Below are 15,708 nucleotides of genomic sequence, written 5' to 3' on the forward strand. Positions count from 1 at the left end.
CCCATGACCCCGCCCATGACCCCGCCCACGACCCCGCCCATGACTCTGCCCATGATCCCGCCCCTGACCCGCGCCGCCGACGGCCGCCCGGCCGCCCCCGTCCGCATGCTGCACCTCGGGCTGGGCGGGTTCTTCCGCGCCCACCAGGCCTGGTACACCGAGCACGCCCCCGACGCCGCCCGCTGGGGCATCGCCGCCTTCACCGGCCGCAGCACGGACCTCGTCGCCCGCCTGGCCGCCCAGGACGGCGTGTACACGCTGGTCACCCGGGGCGGGGACGGCGACGCCTTCGAGGTGATCAGCTCGGTCACGGCGGCGCACCCCGGGAGCGACCACGGGGCCTGGCTGGCGTACTGGCGGCGGCCCGAACTGGCCGTGGTCACCCTGACGGTCACCGAGGCGGCCTACAGCACGGGGGACGACGTGCGCGCCGACCTCCTCGCGCTGCGCGCGGACCCGGAGGCGCCGGTGGGCACCGTGGCGGGGCGGTTGACAGCCGGTCTGGCGGCGCGGCGGCGGGCCGGGGGAGGGCCGGTGGCGATCGTGCCGTGCGACAACCTGCCGGGCAACGGCGAGGTGACCGCGCGGCTGGTCGAGGAACTGGCCGACGCGGCCGGCCTGCGGACCTCCGCCTCCTACGTCACCACCATGGTGGACCGGATCACGCCGTACCCAGCAGGGGAGGACGCCGGCGTGGTGGCCGCCGCCACCGGCCGGGCCGACGCCGCGCCGGTGGTCGCCGAGCCGTTCGCCGAGTGGGTGCTGTGCGGGGACTTCCCGGCGGGCAGGCCACGCTGGGAGGACGCGGGCGTCCGCTTCGTCCCCGACGCGACCCCGTACGAGGAACGCAAGCTGTGGCTGCTGAACGGCGGCCATTCCCTCCTGGCCTACGCCGGGCCCCCGCGCGGGCACGCCACGGTCGCCGAGGCCGTCGCCGATCCGGCCTGCCGGGCCTGGCTGGAGCAGTGGTGGGCCGAGGCCGCCCGCCACCTCGACCTCCCCGGACCCGAGCTGGCCGCCTACCGGGCCGCGCTGCTGGACCGGTTCGCCAACCCGCGCATCCGCCACACTCTCGCCAAGATCGCCGAGGACGGGTCGCGAAAGCTGCCCGTACGCGTCCTGCCCGTCCTGCGCGCCGAGCGGCGGCGCGGGGCGCTGCCCGCCGGGGCCGTCCGCATGATCACGGCCTGGCTGCGCCACCTGCGCGGCGGCGGCGCCCCGGTACGCGACGCCGCCGCCCCGTCCGTCGCCGGGCCCTTGCGGGAGGCCGCCAGGACCGTCCTGGCCTGCCTCGATCCGGCGCTGGCCCACGACGCCGAGCTGATCGACGCCGTCACGGCGCGGGCCGCCGAGCTCGAGTGACGTGTGAGCGCGCCTCAGGCGGCCGGTGGCTTGGTGGCGCGGATGACGGCCGAGTGCAGGCCGTCCGCCACCCGGTGGGTGGGCGTGATGGTGACGCCGGTGAAGCCCGCCGCGGCCAGGCCGTCGCGGTATTCGGCCATGGACAGCGCCCCGGCCACGCACGCGGCGTGGTCGCCGCGCCCGGCCCGGTCCGCCGGGGTGAGGTGATCCTCGGCCACCACGTCCGAGACGCCCAACCGGCCGCCGGGCCTGAGTACCCGGTACGTCTCCGCGAACACCGACGGCTTGTCCACGGACAGGTTGATCACGCAGTTGGAGATCACCACGTCCACCGCCGCGTCGGGCAGCGGGACGGCCTCGATCGTGCCCTTGAGGAAGCTCACGTTCGGCGCCCCGGCCGCCGCCGCGTTCGCCCGGGCCAGGCGGAGCATCTCGTCGGTCATGTCCAGCCCGTACGCCATGCCGCCGGGCCCGACGCGCCGCGCCGACAGCAGCACGTCGATGCCGCCCCCGGAGCCGAGGTCGAGCACGGTCTCCCCCTCGCGCAGCTCGGCGACGGCGACCGGGTTGCCGCAGCCCAGACTGGCGGTCACGGCATCGGCGGGCAGCGCCGCCCGCTCCTCGGCGTCGTACAGGCCCCCGCCGAACACCTGCTCGCCGGCGGGGCCGCCGCAGCAGCCCGAGGCGGGGCCGGCCTCGATGACGGACAGGGCCGCGGCGGCGTACCGGGCTCTGACTTCTTCCCGCAGGTCGCTGGGCCGGCTCATGACGACCTCCTCCTATTGATGAGACTTCCATCTAAATAGACAAGTCTCTAATCAGTCAAGGGCGCCGGCCCGGTCAACTGTCCTTACGTGCATCTCACTCGATCTGGATAGATTCGAGCCGACAGGAAGGAGTCATGGAATGGCCTTGGCTAATGTCGGCATGCGGCGATTACTGGCGGACTCGGGGGAGGCCCGCGAGTGGGTGTCGCCGAGAACGGACCTGGTGACGGCCCTGTTCGGCGTCTGGTTCGGCGTCGGCCTGATGATCGACGCGTGGGCGCACAGCAACCTGGCGGAGCTGGAGACGTTCTTCACGCCCTGGCACGCGGTGTTCTACTCCGGGTTCGCCGTGGTCTCGGGCTGGATCATGTGGCAGGTGTGGCGTAACGTCCGCGCCGGGCGGCAGGGGCTGGCCGCCGTGCCGCCGGGATACCTGGCCGGGCTGGTGGCGGTGCCGGCGTTCGCCGCCTTCGGGTTCGCCGACATGATCTGGCACACCGTCCTCGGCATCGAGACCAGCCTCGACATCCTGTTCAGCCCCTCGCATCTCGGGCTCGTCGTGACGATGCTCCTCATCATCACCACGCCGCTCCGCTCCGCGTGGAACGCCCCCGACGTGGGCGCGAGCCCGTCCCTGGGCCGCCTGCTCCCGGCGCTGATCGGGCTGGCGTTCGCCACCACGCTGGTGTCCCTCTTCCTCTCGTACGGCGACGCGATGCAGTACCGTTCCCTGCGCATCGTCGAGGCGTTCTCCTCGGCGGACGGCCAGGGCGCCAGCCGGCTCGCCCTCGCCATGGTCGTCACCAACGTCATCGTGCTCGCCCCCGTGCTCTTCCTGGCGCGCCGCTGGGCCCTGCCGTTCGGCTCGGTGACCGTCATGTACGCGATCGGCATCCTCATGCCGGGCGCGCAGACGCAGTTCGAGAACCTGCCGATGCTGCTGTCGTTCGTGGCCGCCGGATTCGTGAGCGACCTGCTGATCCGCTGGCTCCGCCCGTCCGGCGCGCGGCGGGGCGCCTACTGGACCTTCGCCGGGCTGTCGGCCTTCGCCACCTGGTCGCTCTACATCGGGGTCGCCTCGGCCACGGGTGGCGGTCTGCCCGGCGTGCCGGAGCTGTGGACCGGCGCCCCGATCATCGCCGGGCTCATCGGGCTGGCGCTCGGGGCGCTGATGCTGCCCAACGCGGTCGACATGCCTGGACCGGGACGAGCAGAGCGGGCATGATCCGAGCCCTGTGCCTCGCCGCCGTCCTGGTGCTGGCGCTGGCCGCTCCCGCCGCGGCGCACAACGTCACGGCGGGGGCGGACCTGCGGATCGCCCAGAGCATCGCCGGCGCGGAGGTCACGGTGGTGATCAAGGGGACGTCCCGGGTGCCGGGGCCGCTGCGGATCGGGGTCATCGCGTACCAGCCGGTCGCCGGGCTGCCCGTCGGCCTGGAGGTCCGCTCCGTCGAGGACGGCCGCACCGTGACGGGCACGGCCGGGGCGGCGGCGCGGGACCCGCAGTACGCGCAGCTCAGAGTGGAGCGGACCGGGCCGCACGAGCTGAAGCTGAGCGCGGGGGACGAGGTCGCCGTCGTCCCGTTCCGCGTCCTCGTCGAACGCGGCTCGGCCGGGGACCTCCTGATCTACGGCGGCCTGTTCGTGGCCGGGCTGCTGCTGGTCGGCGGCCTGCTCACCGGGGGGCTGGCCCGGCGGGCCACGGCGATGCTGCTGTCCGCGGGCGCCGCGGCCGGGGTGACGGTCGCCGCCATGGTCATCGTGTTCGAACCGCAGCTGCCCCCCACTGTGCCCGACGGCGCCGCGCCGGTGGCCGGGACGCCGGCGGGCGGGCGGCCGTACGCGCAGGCCCGGGTGGCCACGGTGCCGGCCCGGCCGGCGGCGGGGCAGGACTTCACGCTGCGGGTCGACCTCGTCGACGGCTCCACCGGGCGGCCCGTGGACGACCTCGCCGTGCACCACGAGGCGCTCGCCCACGTGGTCGTCACGAGCGCGGACGGCCGGTACTTCCGCCACCTCCACCCCCTCCGCACGGCTCCCGGCCGCCTGGAGGTCAGGCTGCGCGCCGACCGGCCCGGCCGGTACCTGGCGCACGCCGAGCTGGAACGCGAGGACTCGGGCGGCCAGCTCGTCACCGCCGGCTTCGAGATCGGCGGCGAAGCGGCCCCGGGCACCTCCGTGCCGGCCGGCGAGGCGGTCTCGCCGCTGCTGCGTCCCGCCGTCCCGGTGGCCGGCCGTCCGGCGACGATCGAGCTGCCCGCCCCCGCCGGCGTGCGGCCCTGGCTGGGCATGACCGGCCACCTGCTCGTACGCAGCCAGGACGGCACCTTCTTCGGCCACGTGCACGAGATGGGCACCCCCGGCTCCCGGCTGCGCTTCACCTTCAGCTTCCCCGAGCCGGGCCGCTACCTCGCCTGGGCCCAGTACGCCACCGCCGACCGCATCGTCACCGCCCCCTTCACCGTCGACGTGACGGCCTCGGGGACCCTGCGATGAACGGCAGGCGCGCGCTGGCCGTCGCCGCCGCCCTCGTCGTGGCCGCCGTGGCGCTGTTCGTCGTGGGCAGGAGTGTGGCGGCCGAGCCGCTCAGCCTGAGCACCACGGGATCCCGCTACGCCGCCACCGTCCTGATCGAGGACCCCGCCCCCGGGCCCGGCACCGTGGAGGTCGTGGTGAACGCCGGCGACGCCGACACCGTGACCCTCTCGGCGGTGATGGCCGACATGGGGCACTCCACGCCCGAGCTCGCCGCCGCCGAGCGGGAGCCGGGCCGCTTCGTGGCCACCGGCGAGCTGTTCTCCATGAGCGGCGTCTGGGAGCTGTCGATCCGGCTCGACGGCCCGGCGGGCGAGGAACAGCTTGCCGTCAAGGCACTGATCACCGACTAGACCGGCCGTCCCGCCCCTGGCCGGAGGGCGGGACGGTCGCGCTCGTGGAAGCTTTCTGCGGTCCAGGGGTTGACAGAACGCCCGGCTCCTTAAATTATTATTCCTACTTGTATAGTAGGAATGGTAGGGAAGGGGAGATCGTGCGAGCGCTCATCCTGCTCGGGCTGGTCGGTCTCGCGGCCCAGCTCGTCGACGGCAGCCTCGGCATGGCCTATGGCGTCACGTCGACGACGCTGCTGCTGGCCATCGGCACCAACGCGGCGGCGGCCTCCGCCACCGTCCACCTCGCTGAGATCGGCACCACGCTGGCCTCCGGCATCTCCCACTGGCGCTTCGGCAACGTGGACTGGAAGGTCGTCGCCAAGATCGGCGTCCCCGGCGCCATCGGCGCGTTCGCCGGTGCGACGTTCCTGTCCAGCCTGTCCACCGAGATCGCCGCCCCGGTCATGTCGCTCATCCTGCTGTCGCTGGGCGTCTACATTCTTATCCGCTTCACCGCCTTCGGCCTGCCGCGCGGCAACCTGGGCAAGCCGCTGCGCAGGCGGTTCCTGGCCCCGCTCGGCCTGCTGGCCGGCTTCGTCGACGCCACCGGCGGTGGCGGCTGGGGCCCGGTCGGCACGCCCGCCATCCTGGCCAGTGGCCGCCTGGCCCCGCGCAAGGTGATCGGCTCCGTCGACGCCAGCGAGTTCCTCGTCGCCATCGCCGCCAGCGTGGGCTTCTTCGTCGGCATCGGCTCGGAGAACATCAACTTCGCGTGGGTGGGGGTGCTGCTGCTCGGCGGCGTCATCGCCGCACCGATCGCGGCCTGGCTGGTCCGTCACATCCCGCCGCGCATCCTGGGCTCCGCCGTGGGCGGCGTCATCGTGCTGACCAACGTACGGACGCTGCTGCGCAGTGACTGGGTCGACGCCTCGGGCGGCGTCCAGGCGGTCGCCTACATCGCCATCGCCGTCATCTGGGCGGCCGCCATCGCCTACTCGGTCCGCGAATACCGCCGCGACAAGGCCAACGAGTCGGTCGAGGCCGTGGAGAGCGAGCTGCGGCAGCGTACGTCGGCCGAGGAGGAGACGGCCCCCGCCTGAGATCGCCCATGAGAATCTCAGCCCGCACCCAGTACGCCCTCGGTGCCATGCTCGCCCTGGCCGGGGCCGACCGCCCGGTGCACGCGGAGTGGATCGCCGACTCGCAGGAGATCCCGCGCCGCTTCTGCGACAACATTCTGCTCCAGCTCCGCCGGGCCGGGCTCATCCGCAGCCAGCGCGGCCCGGACGGGGGCTACTGGCTGGCCCGCCCGGCCGGGGAGATCGCCCTCGCCGACGTCATCCGCGTCACCGAGGGCGTCGAACCGGCCGCCCGGCCCTTCCCGGCGGCGGCCGCGCCGCTGGCCGAGATCTGGGACCGGCTGCGCAGCCACGAGGACGCCCTGCTCAGCGAGATCACCCTCGCCGACGTCGTCGCCTCCAGCACCCACCCGACCGCCCTGGCCCAACAAGAAACCCACTGACCGCCCCGGTCCCAGGACCCTAGCCCAAAGGCCGGCGACCGCCCCGCCCCCGCCCCCTGCCCGGGACCCTCGACCGAAGACCCGGCGACCGCCCCGCCCCCTACGCGGGGCCGTCGGCGCGGAGGCACGGTGACCGCCCGCCTCGTGCCGCCCGCCTCGTGCCGCCCGCCTCGCGTTGGCCGCGCCGCGCCTGCTGGGTCGCGTCCGTCGGGTCGCGCCGCCTGCCTCGCGCAGCCCGCCACGCCGCGCCCGCCACGCCGCGCCGCCCGCCAATGCCGTGTCCGTCATGCCGCGTCCGCCGGTTACCTCGCGTCTGCCGGGTCGCGCTGGCCGCGCCGCGCCCGCCGCTTCGAGCCGATGGGCGGATCCCGGTTGCGGTCGGAGGTGGGGTAGGGGGCTGGCAAGCTGGAGGGCATGGCGTTCGGGGTGCGGGAGTTCGAGCTGGCGCTGATGCACCGCATGCGGGACCTCAACCCCGCCAGGGTGGAGGAGGCGCTGCGTGACATGGGCGCCTCCCGGGCCGAGTTGCGGGAGGCGCACGCCCACTGGACGCGGCTGGCCCACGCCCCGAGGGCGCCGAAGGGGGCGGCCGCGCTGCGGATGGCCCTGGGCCCGGCCCCCTACCGGGGCAGGCGGCCGGCCGGAAGTCTCACCTGCGACGTCCTGCGCTGGCCGCTGCCGTCCTGGCCGGGGCTGGAGTTCGAGGCCCTGGTCGGCCCCGGCGGCGAGGTGTGGAACCAGTGGTTCGTCCGCCCCGCCGGCGCCGCCGCCCTGACCTTCGCCGACCTCACCCCGTGGACGTGCGTGGTGGCCGACCTCGGCGCGAGTTTCCCCGGCGCCGTACAGATCGAGGGCCCGGCACCGCACCACTGGACCGTCGACTTTCCCCACGACGGTGTGACGTACCGGGCCCGTTTCGTCTACGGCCTGCACCAGGTCCTCACGAAGCCGTGAGGAGCCGGCCCTAGCGGGGGCTCTTCACCGCCAGCAACGCCTGGTACGCGGGCTTGGGCGCCAGGTTCTCGTCGAACAGGCACGCCGAGCCCTGTCCCTCGAACCAGCCCGGCACCCACGAGTGCCGGTCGGTGAAGCCCCAGACGGTGAGCTCGCGGCAGGCCCGGACGCTGAGGCAGTCGGTGAGCGCCCGGCTGTAGTACGTGGCCTGCGTGGCCAGCTTCTCCGGGGTCACGGGCAGCTCCATGCGCACGTCCAGCTCGGTGACCGCGATCTCCAGGCCCAGGTCGGCGAAGCGGCGCATGACGTTCGCCCAGTCGCCGGGGTAGTCGTACTGGATCCCGAGGTGGCCCTGGAAGCCGGCGCCGTGGATCGGCACGCCCTGCGCCTGGAGGTCCTTGACCAGGGACAGCGTGGTCTCGATCTTGGGGGCGTTCCATTCCAGGTTGTAGTCGTTGATGAAGAGCTTGGCGTGCGGGTCGGCGCGGTGCGCCCAGCGGAAGGCGTCGGCGATGTAGCCGGGGCCGAGGTGGGTGAGCCAGAGGCTCTGCCGCAGGGTGCCGTCCTCCTCCACGACCTCGTTGACCACGTCCCAGGCCCGGATCTTGCCCTTGTAGCGGCGTACCTGGGCGGTGATGTGGTCGCGCAGGATCGACCTGAGCTCGGCCGCGTCGATCGAGCCGTCCTCGACGCCGGTGGTCAGCCAGGCGGGGAGCTGGTTGTGCCAGACGAGGGTGTGGCCGCGTACCTGCTGGCGGTTGCGGCGGGCGCTCTCGACGAGGGCGTCGGCGTCGGCCCAGGTGAACACCCCCCGCTCCGGCTCCACGGACTCCCACTTCATCGCGTTCTCGGCGGTGACGTGGCTGAACTCGCGGTTGAGCACCTTGCGGTAGTCGGGCTCGGCGCGCAGGGCGGCGATGTCGACGGCGGAGCCGATCTTGATGCCGTGCTGCTGGGCCAGGGCCCGCAGGTCCCGGGGCGGTCGCGGGTGGGCGGACGCGGGCAGGGGGGCGGCGAGGACGAGTGCGAGGGCGATGATCAGTGGCTTCACCGAAAGACCTCCGATGCCGAAGCCGGGGGGTGCCAGAGGCGACACGCTCCCGAAAGTTTCGGGAGCATGACGATAATTTCACCGGTCGCCGGAACCGTATGGGCTCAGCGACGCTTCGTCAACCTCTGGCGTAGGCGGGAGACGGCCGATCTCGGCCGGGCCGCCATCCGGGAGGCCCAGGCCCGGCCCGCGAGCCGGGAGACCAGCGCGGTGAGCCCGATCGCGGCCAGGACGAGCAGCAGGTTGCGGAAGTAGTCGAGCGGCAGGATCGACGGGTTGTCGGCCCGCCGCCCCAGGGCCAGCACCGTCGGCAGGGTCGCCAGCGTCACCGCGCCTGCCACGATCAGGGCCGCCCTCGGCACCGGGCCCAGACGGCCCGCGACCAGCCCGACCAGCAGGATCGCGGGCATCAGCACCGCGTCGTGCGCCACCAGGAGGAGGCCGAACCACAACGCCCAGCCCACCGGATCGGTCTCCATCACCAGCCCGGCCAGGCCGAGCACCACGAGCCCGCCGCCGGCCGCGTGACCGAGCCACCTCATGAGACCCTCACCCTCGCGACCCACTTGGTCTGCATGACACCCGGCCGGTTGGGCGCGATGAGCCGGGCCGGGTAGCCGTGGTCGGGGTCGAGCGGGCGGCCGTTGAGCGTGAGCGCGAGCAGGGTGAGGGGGTCGTTCCAGTGCGGGGGCCGTACCTCGCTGGTGCGGTAGTAGCCGGACCGCTCCAGGGACTCGACCGTCAGGTACGCCTCCGGCGACCCGCCGGCCCGGCCGATCAGGTCGCGCAGGCGTACGCCCGACCACTCGCACTCCACGCTCCAGCCCTCCACGCACGCGATCGGCAACCTGACCGTGTGCTGCGGCAACCGCTGGAGGTCGGCGTAGCTGAGAGACAGCTCGGTGCGTACGGCTCCCGTCACGACCAGCCGGTACGCCGGGTCGCGCAGCACCTCCGTCACCCCCGCCGCGGCGGCCGACCGGTTCACCGGCACACCCTGCGGCCCCACGTCCGGATCGCGCGGCGCCAGCACGGCCAGCCGCTCCAGGGGCGTGAGCGCCTCCCCGGCGGTGACCAGCGCCACCAGGCCCGACGCCGCGGCGACGGTGTACAGGAACCGGCGCCGCCCCGGTTCCTCGACGCGGGTGAACAGGTGCCGCCGGATCTTGGCCCACTCGTTGACGACGTGGATGACGAGCGCGCCGTACACGATGTAGGCGGTCCAGTAGTGCGCCTGGAGGAAGCCGAACGGCCACGGGTACAGGTAGGCGATGTTGAACAGCCCCGTGACCAGCTGGAACAGCGCGCCCGCCACGAGCAGCAGCACGAACAGCCGCTCGACGGCGTGTCCGGCGGAGCGCAGCGGCGGCCACTGCCACAGCTTGGGGTAGACCGTCCAGAGCTTGGCCAGCAGCAGCGGGACCGTGGCGATGCCGCTGATGACGTGCAGGCCCTGGGTGACCCGATAGAGGTTGACCGGCCGGGACGGCCACAGCAGCCAGGCGGGCGGGTGCTGGGTGAAGTGGCTGAACAGACCGGTCGCGAAGGCGACGGTGAAGCTGATCCCCAGCCACGTGCCCAGCCTGGCCGCGACCCGCTCCGAACGCAGCGGGCTGGTGAACCGGCCGGACAGCGACCGGCCCATGCGTGTCAGGTGCCTGCTCATGTCTCGGAGCCTGACATCCCGGTGCCCGGGAAGGGCCGCCGCGGCCCGTACCGTCCGCGTTCCGTAAGAAAGCGGCGTCAGATCAGCACCAGGATGGCCACACCGAGCGTGAGATCGAGGACGGCGCAGAACTCCGCCAGCGACCGCGCCACGACCTTGTTCGCCCGCCAGACGACGATGTCCAGCGTTCCGTGGGCGATCAGGGCGGCGGCGACGAGGTAGCCGCCGACGGCGGGGGAGAGGGACATCGCGATCAGGGCGGCGCCGCCGAAGACCAGCATGGCGGGGAACTGCGCGGCGGTGAGCCGGGGTCGCCGCAGCAGGCCGTCCATCAGCCCGATCACGGCGATCGACACCGCACCGCCCACCAGCGCGGGCCACGGGTCGGCGTCGAGCAGCCGCAGCAGCGTCACCGCCACCACGGACGCGCCGAACAGCGGCCACACCACGCCCGGCCGGCCGACCACGGCGGTGCCGAGGTAGATGAGCGCGGCGAGGAACACGACGAGCGCCTGCCCGCGGCCGTCCCCCAGATCCAGGGCGCTCAAGGCGGCGGCGGCCAGCCCGCACCACGTGGGCCAGCGGCGCGCGACGCCGATCAGCGCACGGCGCGCCGCCCCGGCCGCCGGGACGGTGGACTCGGAAGAGATGTCACTCATACCCGAGACCCTCGCCCGCCGGCCCGCCCACCACCGAGTCCCTCCGGCGGGTAGGTCCAGAATCCTGGGCCACCTGTCCGATCGATCCACCCCCCACGGCCCGCCGCGCTCAGGTGGGGCTCAGGCCGCAGCAGCCCGGAGACCGGCCTTGCGCCAGACCTTGAGCAGGCGCCTCGCCGAGCCGCCCACCGGCCCGACCGCCTCGTAGAGCACCTTCCGCGAGACCGGCTCGGCCGACTCCACGGCGGTGACGGCGTCGTCGGCGGAGGTGATCGTGTGCGTGCAGACGCTCAGCAGGTAACCGGGGATCTGCAGGCGCGGGTCCGTGCACCCCACCAGCGGGACGCCCACCGCGGCGACGACCGGGAAGACGGTCCCGGGGATCCCGATCGCGGCCTCCGCCCGGGCCGACGCCTGGACCGAGGCGACGGTGCTGATCTCGTACCGCTCCCACAGGGAACGGTCCTCGCGCGGGTGCAGCCCGACCAGGATGTGCTTGCCGGCCGCCGCGAGCCGGTCCGCCGCGGCGAGCAGCAGCTCGGTGCCGGGCGCCGAGCCGCCCGTCTCGCTGGAGCGGGTCACGCTGGTCAGCACCAGTACGGTCCCCGCCTCCGGAGCGTGCCTGGGCAGGTCGTCGGTCTGCGGCGTGCCCACGACCTCGATCGGGCGGCGCGTGCCCAGGTAGTCGTCGAACACCTTCGCCTCGGCCGGCGACGACGCGGTGATCGCCCGCAGCCGCCCCCTGAACTCCTTCGCCCGGGGCGCCTCGACCGGCAGCTGGTAGGCCAGCGAGCTCGCGACCATGGGCAGGCGGGGGAACGTCGCGGCGCAGTCCGCCGGCCAGTCCCCGGCGCCCGTCACCACGAGCAGGTCGGCCTCCGTGACCTCGCCGGGGAGCGCGACCGGCACCGGATCGCCGGGCTTGATCCCCGACCGGTCGGGCACGAGCTGGACCAGGTCCCACCCCAGGCGCCGGGCCTCGGGCAGCAGCGGCGCGGAGTGGTAGGTGCCCCACGGCTCGTTCGTGGCGATCAGGACGCGCGGCGCCTTCCCGCCGCCCGGCCGTGCCTGTGCCTGCGCCGGGACACCTGCGCCCAGCACGGTGGCCCCGGCCCCGCCCACCAGGCCGGCGAGCAGGGACCGCCGGGAGAGGCCACGGTCTATCACGGGGGACATGTCGTTAAATGCCATGAAGTTGGAATCTATGGGCTGGTTTGGGCTTGTTTGTGAACATGGATCATCATTCAGGCGAACGGGAAGAGGGATGAACTGTTCACCCGGCCCGGGACGTCGTACGGGCATGGTCCTTCGTTCGCTCGCTCTCCTCGCCCTCGTCGCCTCCTTCCTGGTGGGCACGTCCACCGCCGCGTACGCGTGTTCCTGCGCGGACCTGACGCCCGCCGAGTCGGTCGGGCACGCGGACACCGTGTTCACCGGCACCGTGACGGGGGTCCGGGAGAGCGAGGGCGACCCGCTCGGCCCGCGCCCGCCGATCGTCTACACCTTCCGGGCCGACAACGTCTACAAGGGTGCTCCCGCCGCCGAGCTCACGCTCGCGACCAGCGCCGACTCCGCCTCGTGCGGCTACCCTTTCGAGCGGTGCACGCGTTACCTGGTGTTCGCGACCTCGTGCCCGTCGGGCCTCTTCGACCCGGTCCCGGGCGTCGACCTGACGTCCAACCTGTGCTCGGGCAACGTACCGGTCGACCCGGGCACGGGCCCCCTGCGACCCGGCGACGAACGGACCACGAACCACGAAAGCCTGGCAGGCCCCGTCAACACCGCCCTCCTCGCCGCCCTGGGCACCCCTTCCCCGGTCACCCCTTCCCCGGTGGCCTCGACGCCCGCCACGTCGGGGGCGGCTTCGCCAACAGTGGCAGCCGGCGGCGACCCAGCCCTCGGCCCGGCCCTGACAGCCGGCGGCGTGGCCGCCGCCCTCCTGCTCCTGGCCGGCGCGCTCATCCTGCTCATCCGCCGCCGTCCCACGCGGAAAGGCTAGACAGCTCCTCCTTCCGGCCTTCCGCGCCAAGAACCCGTCGCCGAAAGTATGTGCGCAAGGGGCGGCCGTCCGGCGTTGACATTATTAACCTATTTTTCCTACTGTTTGACTAGGTATACCGGAGGAGGCGCATGACGACCGTCCAGGCCACCGTTCCCGTCCGGGCGGCGGGCGTCGGGCTGCGCGCCGTCGGCCACACGTACGGCAACGGCCACACCGTGCTGCGCGACGTCGAGCTGGACGTCGCCCCCGGCGAGATCGCAGCCATCCTGGGACCGTCGGGGTGCGGCAAGTCCACCCTGCTCAGACTGGTCGCCGGCCTCGACGCGCCGACGGCGGGGACGATCACGGTGGACGGGCGCGCCGTCACCGGGATCGACGAGCGGTGCGCGGTGGTCTTCCAGGAGCCCAGGCTGCTGCCCTGGCGCGACCTGGCCGGGAACGTCGCCCTCGGCCTGCCCAAGGGGACCTCCCGGTCGGGCGGCGCGCGGACCGTACGGCACTGGCTCGACGTCGTCGGCCTCGACGGCTTCCACCGGCACCGGCCCCGGCAGGTCTCCGGCGGCATGGCGCAGCGCGCGGCCCTGGCCAGGGCGCTGGTCAGGGAGCCCGGCGTGCTGCTGCTGGACGAGCCGTTCGCCGCTCTGGACGCCCTCACCCGCCTGCGCATGCAGGACCTGCTGGCCGAGGTGCAACGTGCGGCCGGCACCACCGTCCTGCTCGTCACCCACGACGTGGACGAGGCCCTGCACCTGGCCGACCGGGTGGTCCTGCTCGGCGCCGCACCGGGACACGCGGACGGGCGGGCCGGGGCCACCGTGGCGGTCGTGTACGACGTTCCCTACCCCAGGCCCCGTGACCGCGCCCGTCCCGAGCTCGCCGCGCTCCGAGCCGGCCTGCTGGAGCGACTCGGCGTACCCCGACCCACCCCCGCCGAGGAGCACTCTCCATGATCCACCGCCGTCCCCTGCTGGCCGCCGTCCTGCTCGTCACGCTGGCCACCGCCTGCGTGCCGGGGGAGGGCGCAAGCAGCGGCGCCACCCCCGAGCCGGGGCAGCTCCGGCTCGACTACGCCTACTACAACCCCCTCAGCCTCGTCGTACGGCAGCAGCGCTGGCTGGAGAGCGAGCTCAAGGGCACCGAGGTGACCTGGGTGCTGTCGGCCGGCAGCAACAAGGCCAACGAGAACCTGCGCGGCGAGACCATCGACGTCGGCTCCACGGCCGGGGCCGCCGCGCTGCAGGCCCGGGCGAACGGCACGCCGATCAGGACGATCGGCATCTACACCCAGCCCGAGTGGACGGCGCTCGTCGTCGGCGAGGACTCGACCGTCTCGAAGTGGCCCAGCTCAAGGGCAAGAAGGTCGCCGCCACCAAGGGCACGGACCCGTACTTCTTCCTCCTGCAGTCCCTGGAGGCGGCCGGGCTGGACGGCACGGACGTCGAGGTCGTCAACCTCCAGCACGCCGACGGGAAGACCGCCCTCGAACGCGGCGACGTCGACGCCTGGGCGGGGCTGGACCCGCTGATGGCGCAGAGCCAGGTCGACTCGGGCACGAAGCTGCTCTACCGGAACCCGGCCTTCAACTCCTACGGCTTCCTCAACGCCAGGGAAGGGTTCCTCACGGAGCATCCGGACCTCGCGCAGAAGGTGCTGGACGCCTATGAGAGGGCGCGCGCCTGGATCGGCGCCCATCCGGACGAGGCGGTGCGACTGCTGGCGTCCGAGGCCAAGCTCGCCCCCGAGGTCGCCACCGTGGTGCTGAAGGAGCGGACGAAAATCGAGGTCAGCCCGGTCCCGGGCGACGAGCAGCGCGCTGTGCTGGAGCGCATCCTGCCGACCCTGGTACGTGAGGGGCAGGTGCGCTCGGAACAGGAGGCGAAGGCCGCGCTCGACTCGCTGTTCGCGCCGGATTTCGCGAAGAAGGCCCAGGCCTCGTGACGACCGCCCGGCCACGCTCGAAGGCCGCGCCGTCTCCGGCGCTTTCGCCGCACGGCGGCGCTCCACCGTCGCGGCGGCGGTCGAAGGGCCGTCGGAGGCGTCTTGGGACGCTCGCCGCCGGGCTGGTCGTGCCGCTGATCGCCCTGGCCGCCTGGCAACTGGCCACCGGCGCCGGGCTGTTCACCCCGAGCCAGCTCCCCTCCCCGTCAGCCGTGCTGGCTGCGGTGACCGAGCTGATCCGGCGCGGGGAGCTGTGGCGGCACGTGGCGATCAGCGGGCAGCGCGTGCTGCTGGGATTCGCCGCCGGCGCGTCGGCGGGGCTGGCGCTGGGGGCGGCCGTCGGGTTGTACCGCCCGGTGCGGGCCCTGCTCGCGCCCACCGTCGCCGCCCTGCGCGCGGTGCCCTCGCTGGCGTGGGTGCCGCTGCTGGTGCTCTGGCTCGGCATCGCCGAGGGCCCGAAGATCGTCCTGGTGGCGATCGGGGCCTTCTTCCCCGTCTACACCACCGTGTCGGCCGCGCTGGCCCACGTGGATCCGCACCTCGTCGAGGCCGGCCGCGCGTACGGACTGCGCGGGGTCGGCCTGCTCACCCGCATCCAGCTCCCGTACGCCGCCCCCGCCGTCTTCGCCGGGCTCCGGCTCGGCCTGGCCCAGGGCTGGCTGTTCCTGGTGGCCGCCGAGCTGATCGCCTCCTCGATGGGGCTCGGGTTCCTGCTGATCGACAGCCAGAACACCGGCCGCACCGACATCCTGCTGCTGTCGATCCTGCTGCTCGCCCTGCTGGGCAAGGCCGCCGACGCGCTGCTGGGCCTGGTGGCCAGGGGCCTGACCGGTTCCCTCGCCCTCGACGACCCGAAGTGAGCGCCCCTGCAATGACGCGCGCCCTGACGCCCGCCCGGAGCGAGCGGGCCTCGAAAG

At 73.6% G+C, this 15,708-nt stretch carries 17 protein-coding genes; 11 read left to right on the forward strand and 6 right to left on the reverse strand.

Annotated elements, in window-relative coordinates; translation table 11 throughout:
* On the forward strand, positions 1-1,362 hold a 1,362-nt coding region (locus tag ACTWPW_RS12680; protein ID WP_443168813.1), incomplete at its 5' end, for a mannitol dehydrogenase family protein.
* Positions 1,363-1,376: 14 nt separating this feature from the next.
* On the opposite strand, the gene arsM is transcribed toward ACTWPW_RS12680, so the two are convergent.
* Complete coding sequence (arsM, locus tag ACTWPW_RS12685; RefSeq protein WP_443168814.1) at positions 1,377-2,129, reverse strand: arsenite methyltransferase; 753 nt, start codon at positions 2,127-2,129, stop codon at positions 1,377-1,379.
* Between the two features lie 139 nt (positions 2,130-2,268).
* Here arsM and ACTWPW_RS12690 point away from each other — a divergent pair, with 139 nt between their 5' ends.
* The 6 genes from ACTWPW_RS12690 (at position 2,269) to ACTWPW_RS12715 (ending at position 7,475) form a co-directional block, all read left to right on the forward strand.
* A complete protein-coding gene (locus tag ACTWPW_RS12690; RefSeq protein ID WP_443168815.1) occupies positions 2,269-3,354 on the forward strand; it encodes a hypothetical protein in 1,086 nt (361 codons plus the stop codon).
* Positions 3,351-4,625 carry a hypothetical protein gene (locus tag ACTWPW_RS12695; protein ID WP_443168816.1) on the forward strand — a complete coding sequence of 425 codons (1,275 nt, stop codon included), beginning with the start codon at positions 3,351-3,353 and terminating at the stop codon, positions 4,623-4,625. The genes ACTWPW_RS12690 and ACTWPW_RS12695 overlap by 4 nt, the downstream gene beginning before the upstream one ends.
* Positions 4,622-5,017, forward strand: coding sequence for a hypothetical protein (locus ACTWPW_RS12700; protein WP_443168817.1), 396 nt, complete (start codon positions 4,622-4,624; stop codon positions 5,015-5,017). Before ACTWPW_RS12695 ends, ACTWPW_RS12700 begins: the two co-directional genes overlap by 4 nt.
* Positions 5,018-5,157: 140 nt before the next feature.
* Positions 5,158-6,099: a sulfite exporter TauE/SafE family protein gene (locus ACTWPW_RS12705; protein ID WP_375108710.1), complete on the forward strand. Its 942-nt coding sequence runs from the start codon at positions 5,158-5,160 to the stop codon at positions 6,097-6,099.
* Between the two features lie 8 nt (positions 6,100-6,107).
* Positions 6,108-6,521, forward strand: coding sequence for an RrF2 family transcriptional regulator (locus ACTWPW_RS12710; protein WP_375108709.1), 414 nt, complete (start codon positions 6,108-6,110; stop codon positions 6,519-6,521).
* A 414-nt stretch (positions 6,522-6,935) separates the two neighbouring features.
* Entirely contained in the window at positions 6,936-7,475 is a 540-nt protein-coding gene (locus ACTWPW_RS12715) for a hypothetical protein (protein ID WP_375108708.1), read from the forward strand.
* A gap of 10 nt (positions 7,476-7,485) precedes the next feature.
* On the opposite strand, the gene ACTWPW_RS12720 is transcribed toward ACTWPW_RS12715, so the two are convergent.
* The 5 genes from ACTWPW_RS12720 to ACTWPW_RS12740 form a co-directional block, all read right to left on the reverse strand.
* The gene (locus tag ACTWPW_RS12720) at positions 7,486-8,526 is read right to left on the reverse strand and encodes an endo-1,4-beta-xylanase (RefSeq protein ID WP_375108707.1); all 1,041 of its coding nucleotides are present in this window, start codon (positions 8,524-8,526) and stop codon (positions 7,486-7,488) included.
* A gap of 104 nt (positions 8,527-8,630) precedes the next feature.
* Positions 8,631-9,068 carry a hypothetical protein gene (locus ACTWPW_RS12725; protein WP_443168818.1) on the reverse strand — a complete coding sequence of 146 codons (438 nt, stop codon included), beginning with the start codon at positions 9,066-9,068 and terminating at the stop codon, positions 8,631-8,633.
* Positions 9,065-10,192 (reverse strand): molybdopterin-dependent oxidoreductase, encoded by a 1,128-nt coding sequence (locus tag ACTWPW_RS12730; protein ID WP_443168819.1) that lies wholly within the window; start codon positions 10,190-10,192, stop codon positions 9,065-9,067. Before ACTWPW_RS12730 ends, ACTWPW_RS12725 begins: the two co-directional genes overlap by 4 nt.
* A 77-nt stretch (positions 10,193-10,269) precedes the next feature.
* Positions 10,270-10,851: a hypothetical protein gene (locus tag ACTWPW_RS12735; RefSeq protein ID WP_443168820.1), complete on the reverse strand. Its 582-nt coding sequence runs from the start codon at positions 10,849-10,851 to the stop codon at positions 10,270-10,272.
* 120 nt (positions 10,852-10,971) lie between these two features.
* A complete protein-coding gene (locus ACTWPW_RS12740; RefSeq protein WP_443168821.1) occupies positions 10,972-12,042 on the reverse strand; it encodes a hypothetical protein in 1,071 nt (356 codons plus the stop codon).
* A gap of 109 nt (positions 12,043-12,151) precedes the next feature.
* Here ACTWPW_RS12740 and ACTWPW_RS12745 point away from each other — a divergent pair, with 109 nt between their 5' ends.
* The 4 genes from ACTWPW_RS12745 (at position 12,152) to ACTWPW_RS12760 (ending at position 15,651) form a co-directional block, all read left to right on the forward strand.
* Positions 12,152-12,850: a hypothetical protein gene (locus tag ACTWPW_RS12745; protein WP_443168822.1), complete on the forward strand. Its 699-nt coding sequence runs from the start codon at positions 12,152-12,154 to the stop codon at positions 12,848-12,850.
* Positions 12,851-12,981: 131 nt separating this feature from the next.
* The gene (locus tag ACTWPW_RS12750; protein ID WP_443168823.1) at positions 12,982-13,803 is read left to right on the forward strand and encodes an ABC transporter ATP-binding protein; all 822 of its coding nucleotides are present in this window, start codon (positions 12,982-12,984) and stop codon (positions 13,801-13,803) included.
* A 385-nt stretch (positions 13,804-14,188) separates the two neighbouring features.
* Positions 14,189-14,791: an ABC transporter substrate-binding protein gene (locus tag ACTWPW_RS12755; protein WP_443168824.1), complete on the forward strand. Its 603-nt coding sequence runs from the start codon at positions 14,189-14,191 to the stop codon at positions 14,789-14,791.
* Entirely contained in the window at positions 14,788-15,651 is an 864-nt protein-coding gene (locus ACTWPW_RS12760) for an ABC transporter permease (RefSeq protein ID WP_443168825.1), read from the forward strand. Before ACTWPW_RS12755 ends, ACTWPW_RS12760 begins: the two co-directional genes overlap by 4 nt.
* Positions 15,652-15,708: the final 57 nt, after the last annotated feature.

Source organism: Nonomuraea sp. KM90 (assembly GCF_052246675.1).
Classification (GTDB): Bacteria; Actinomycetota; Actinomycetes; order Streptosporangiales; family Streptosporangiaceae; genus Nonomuraea.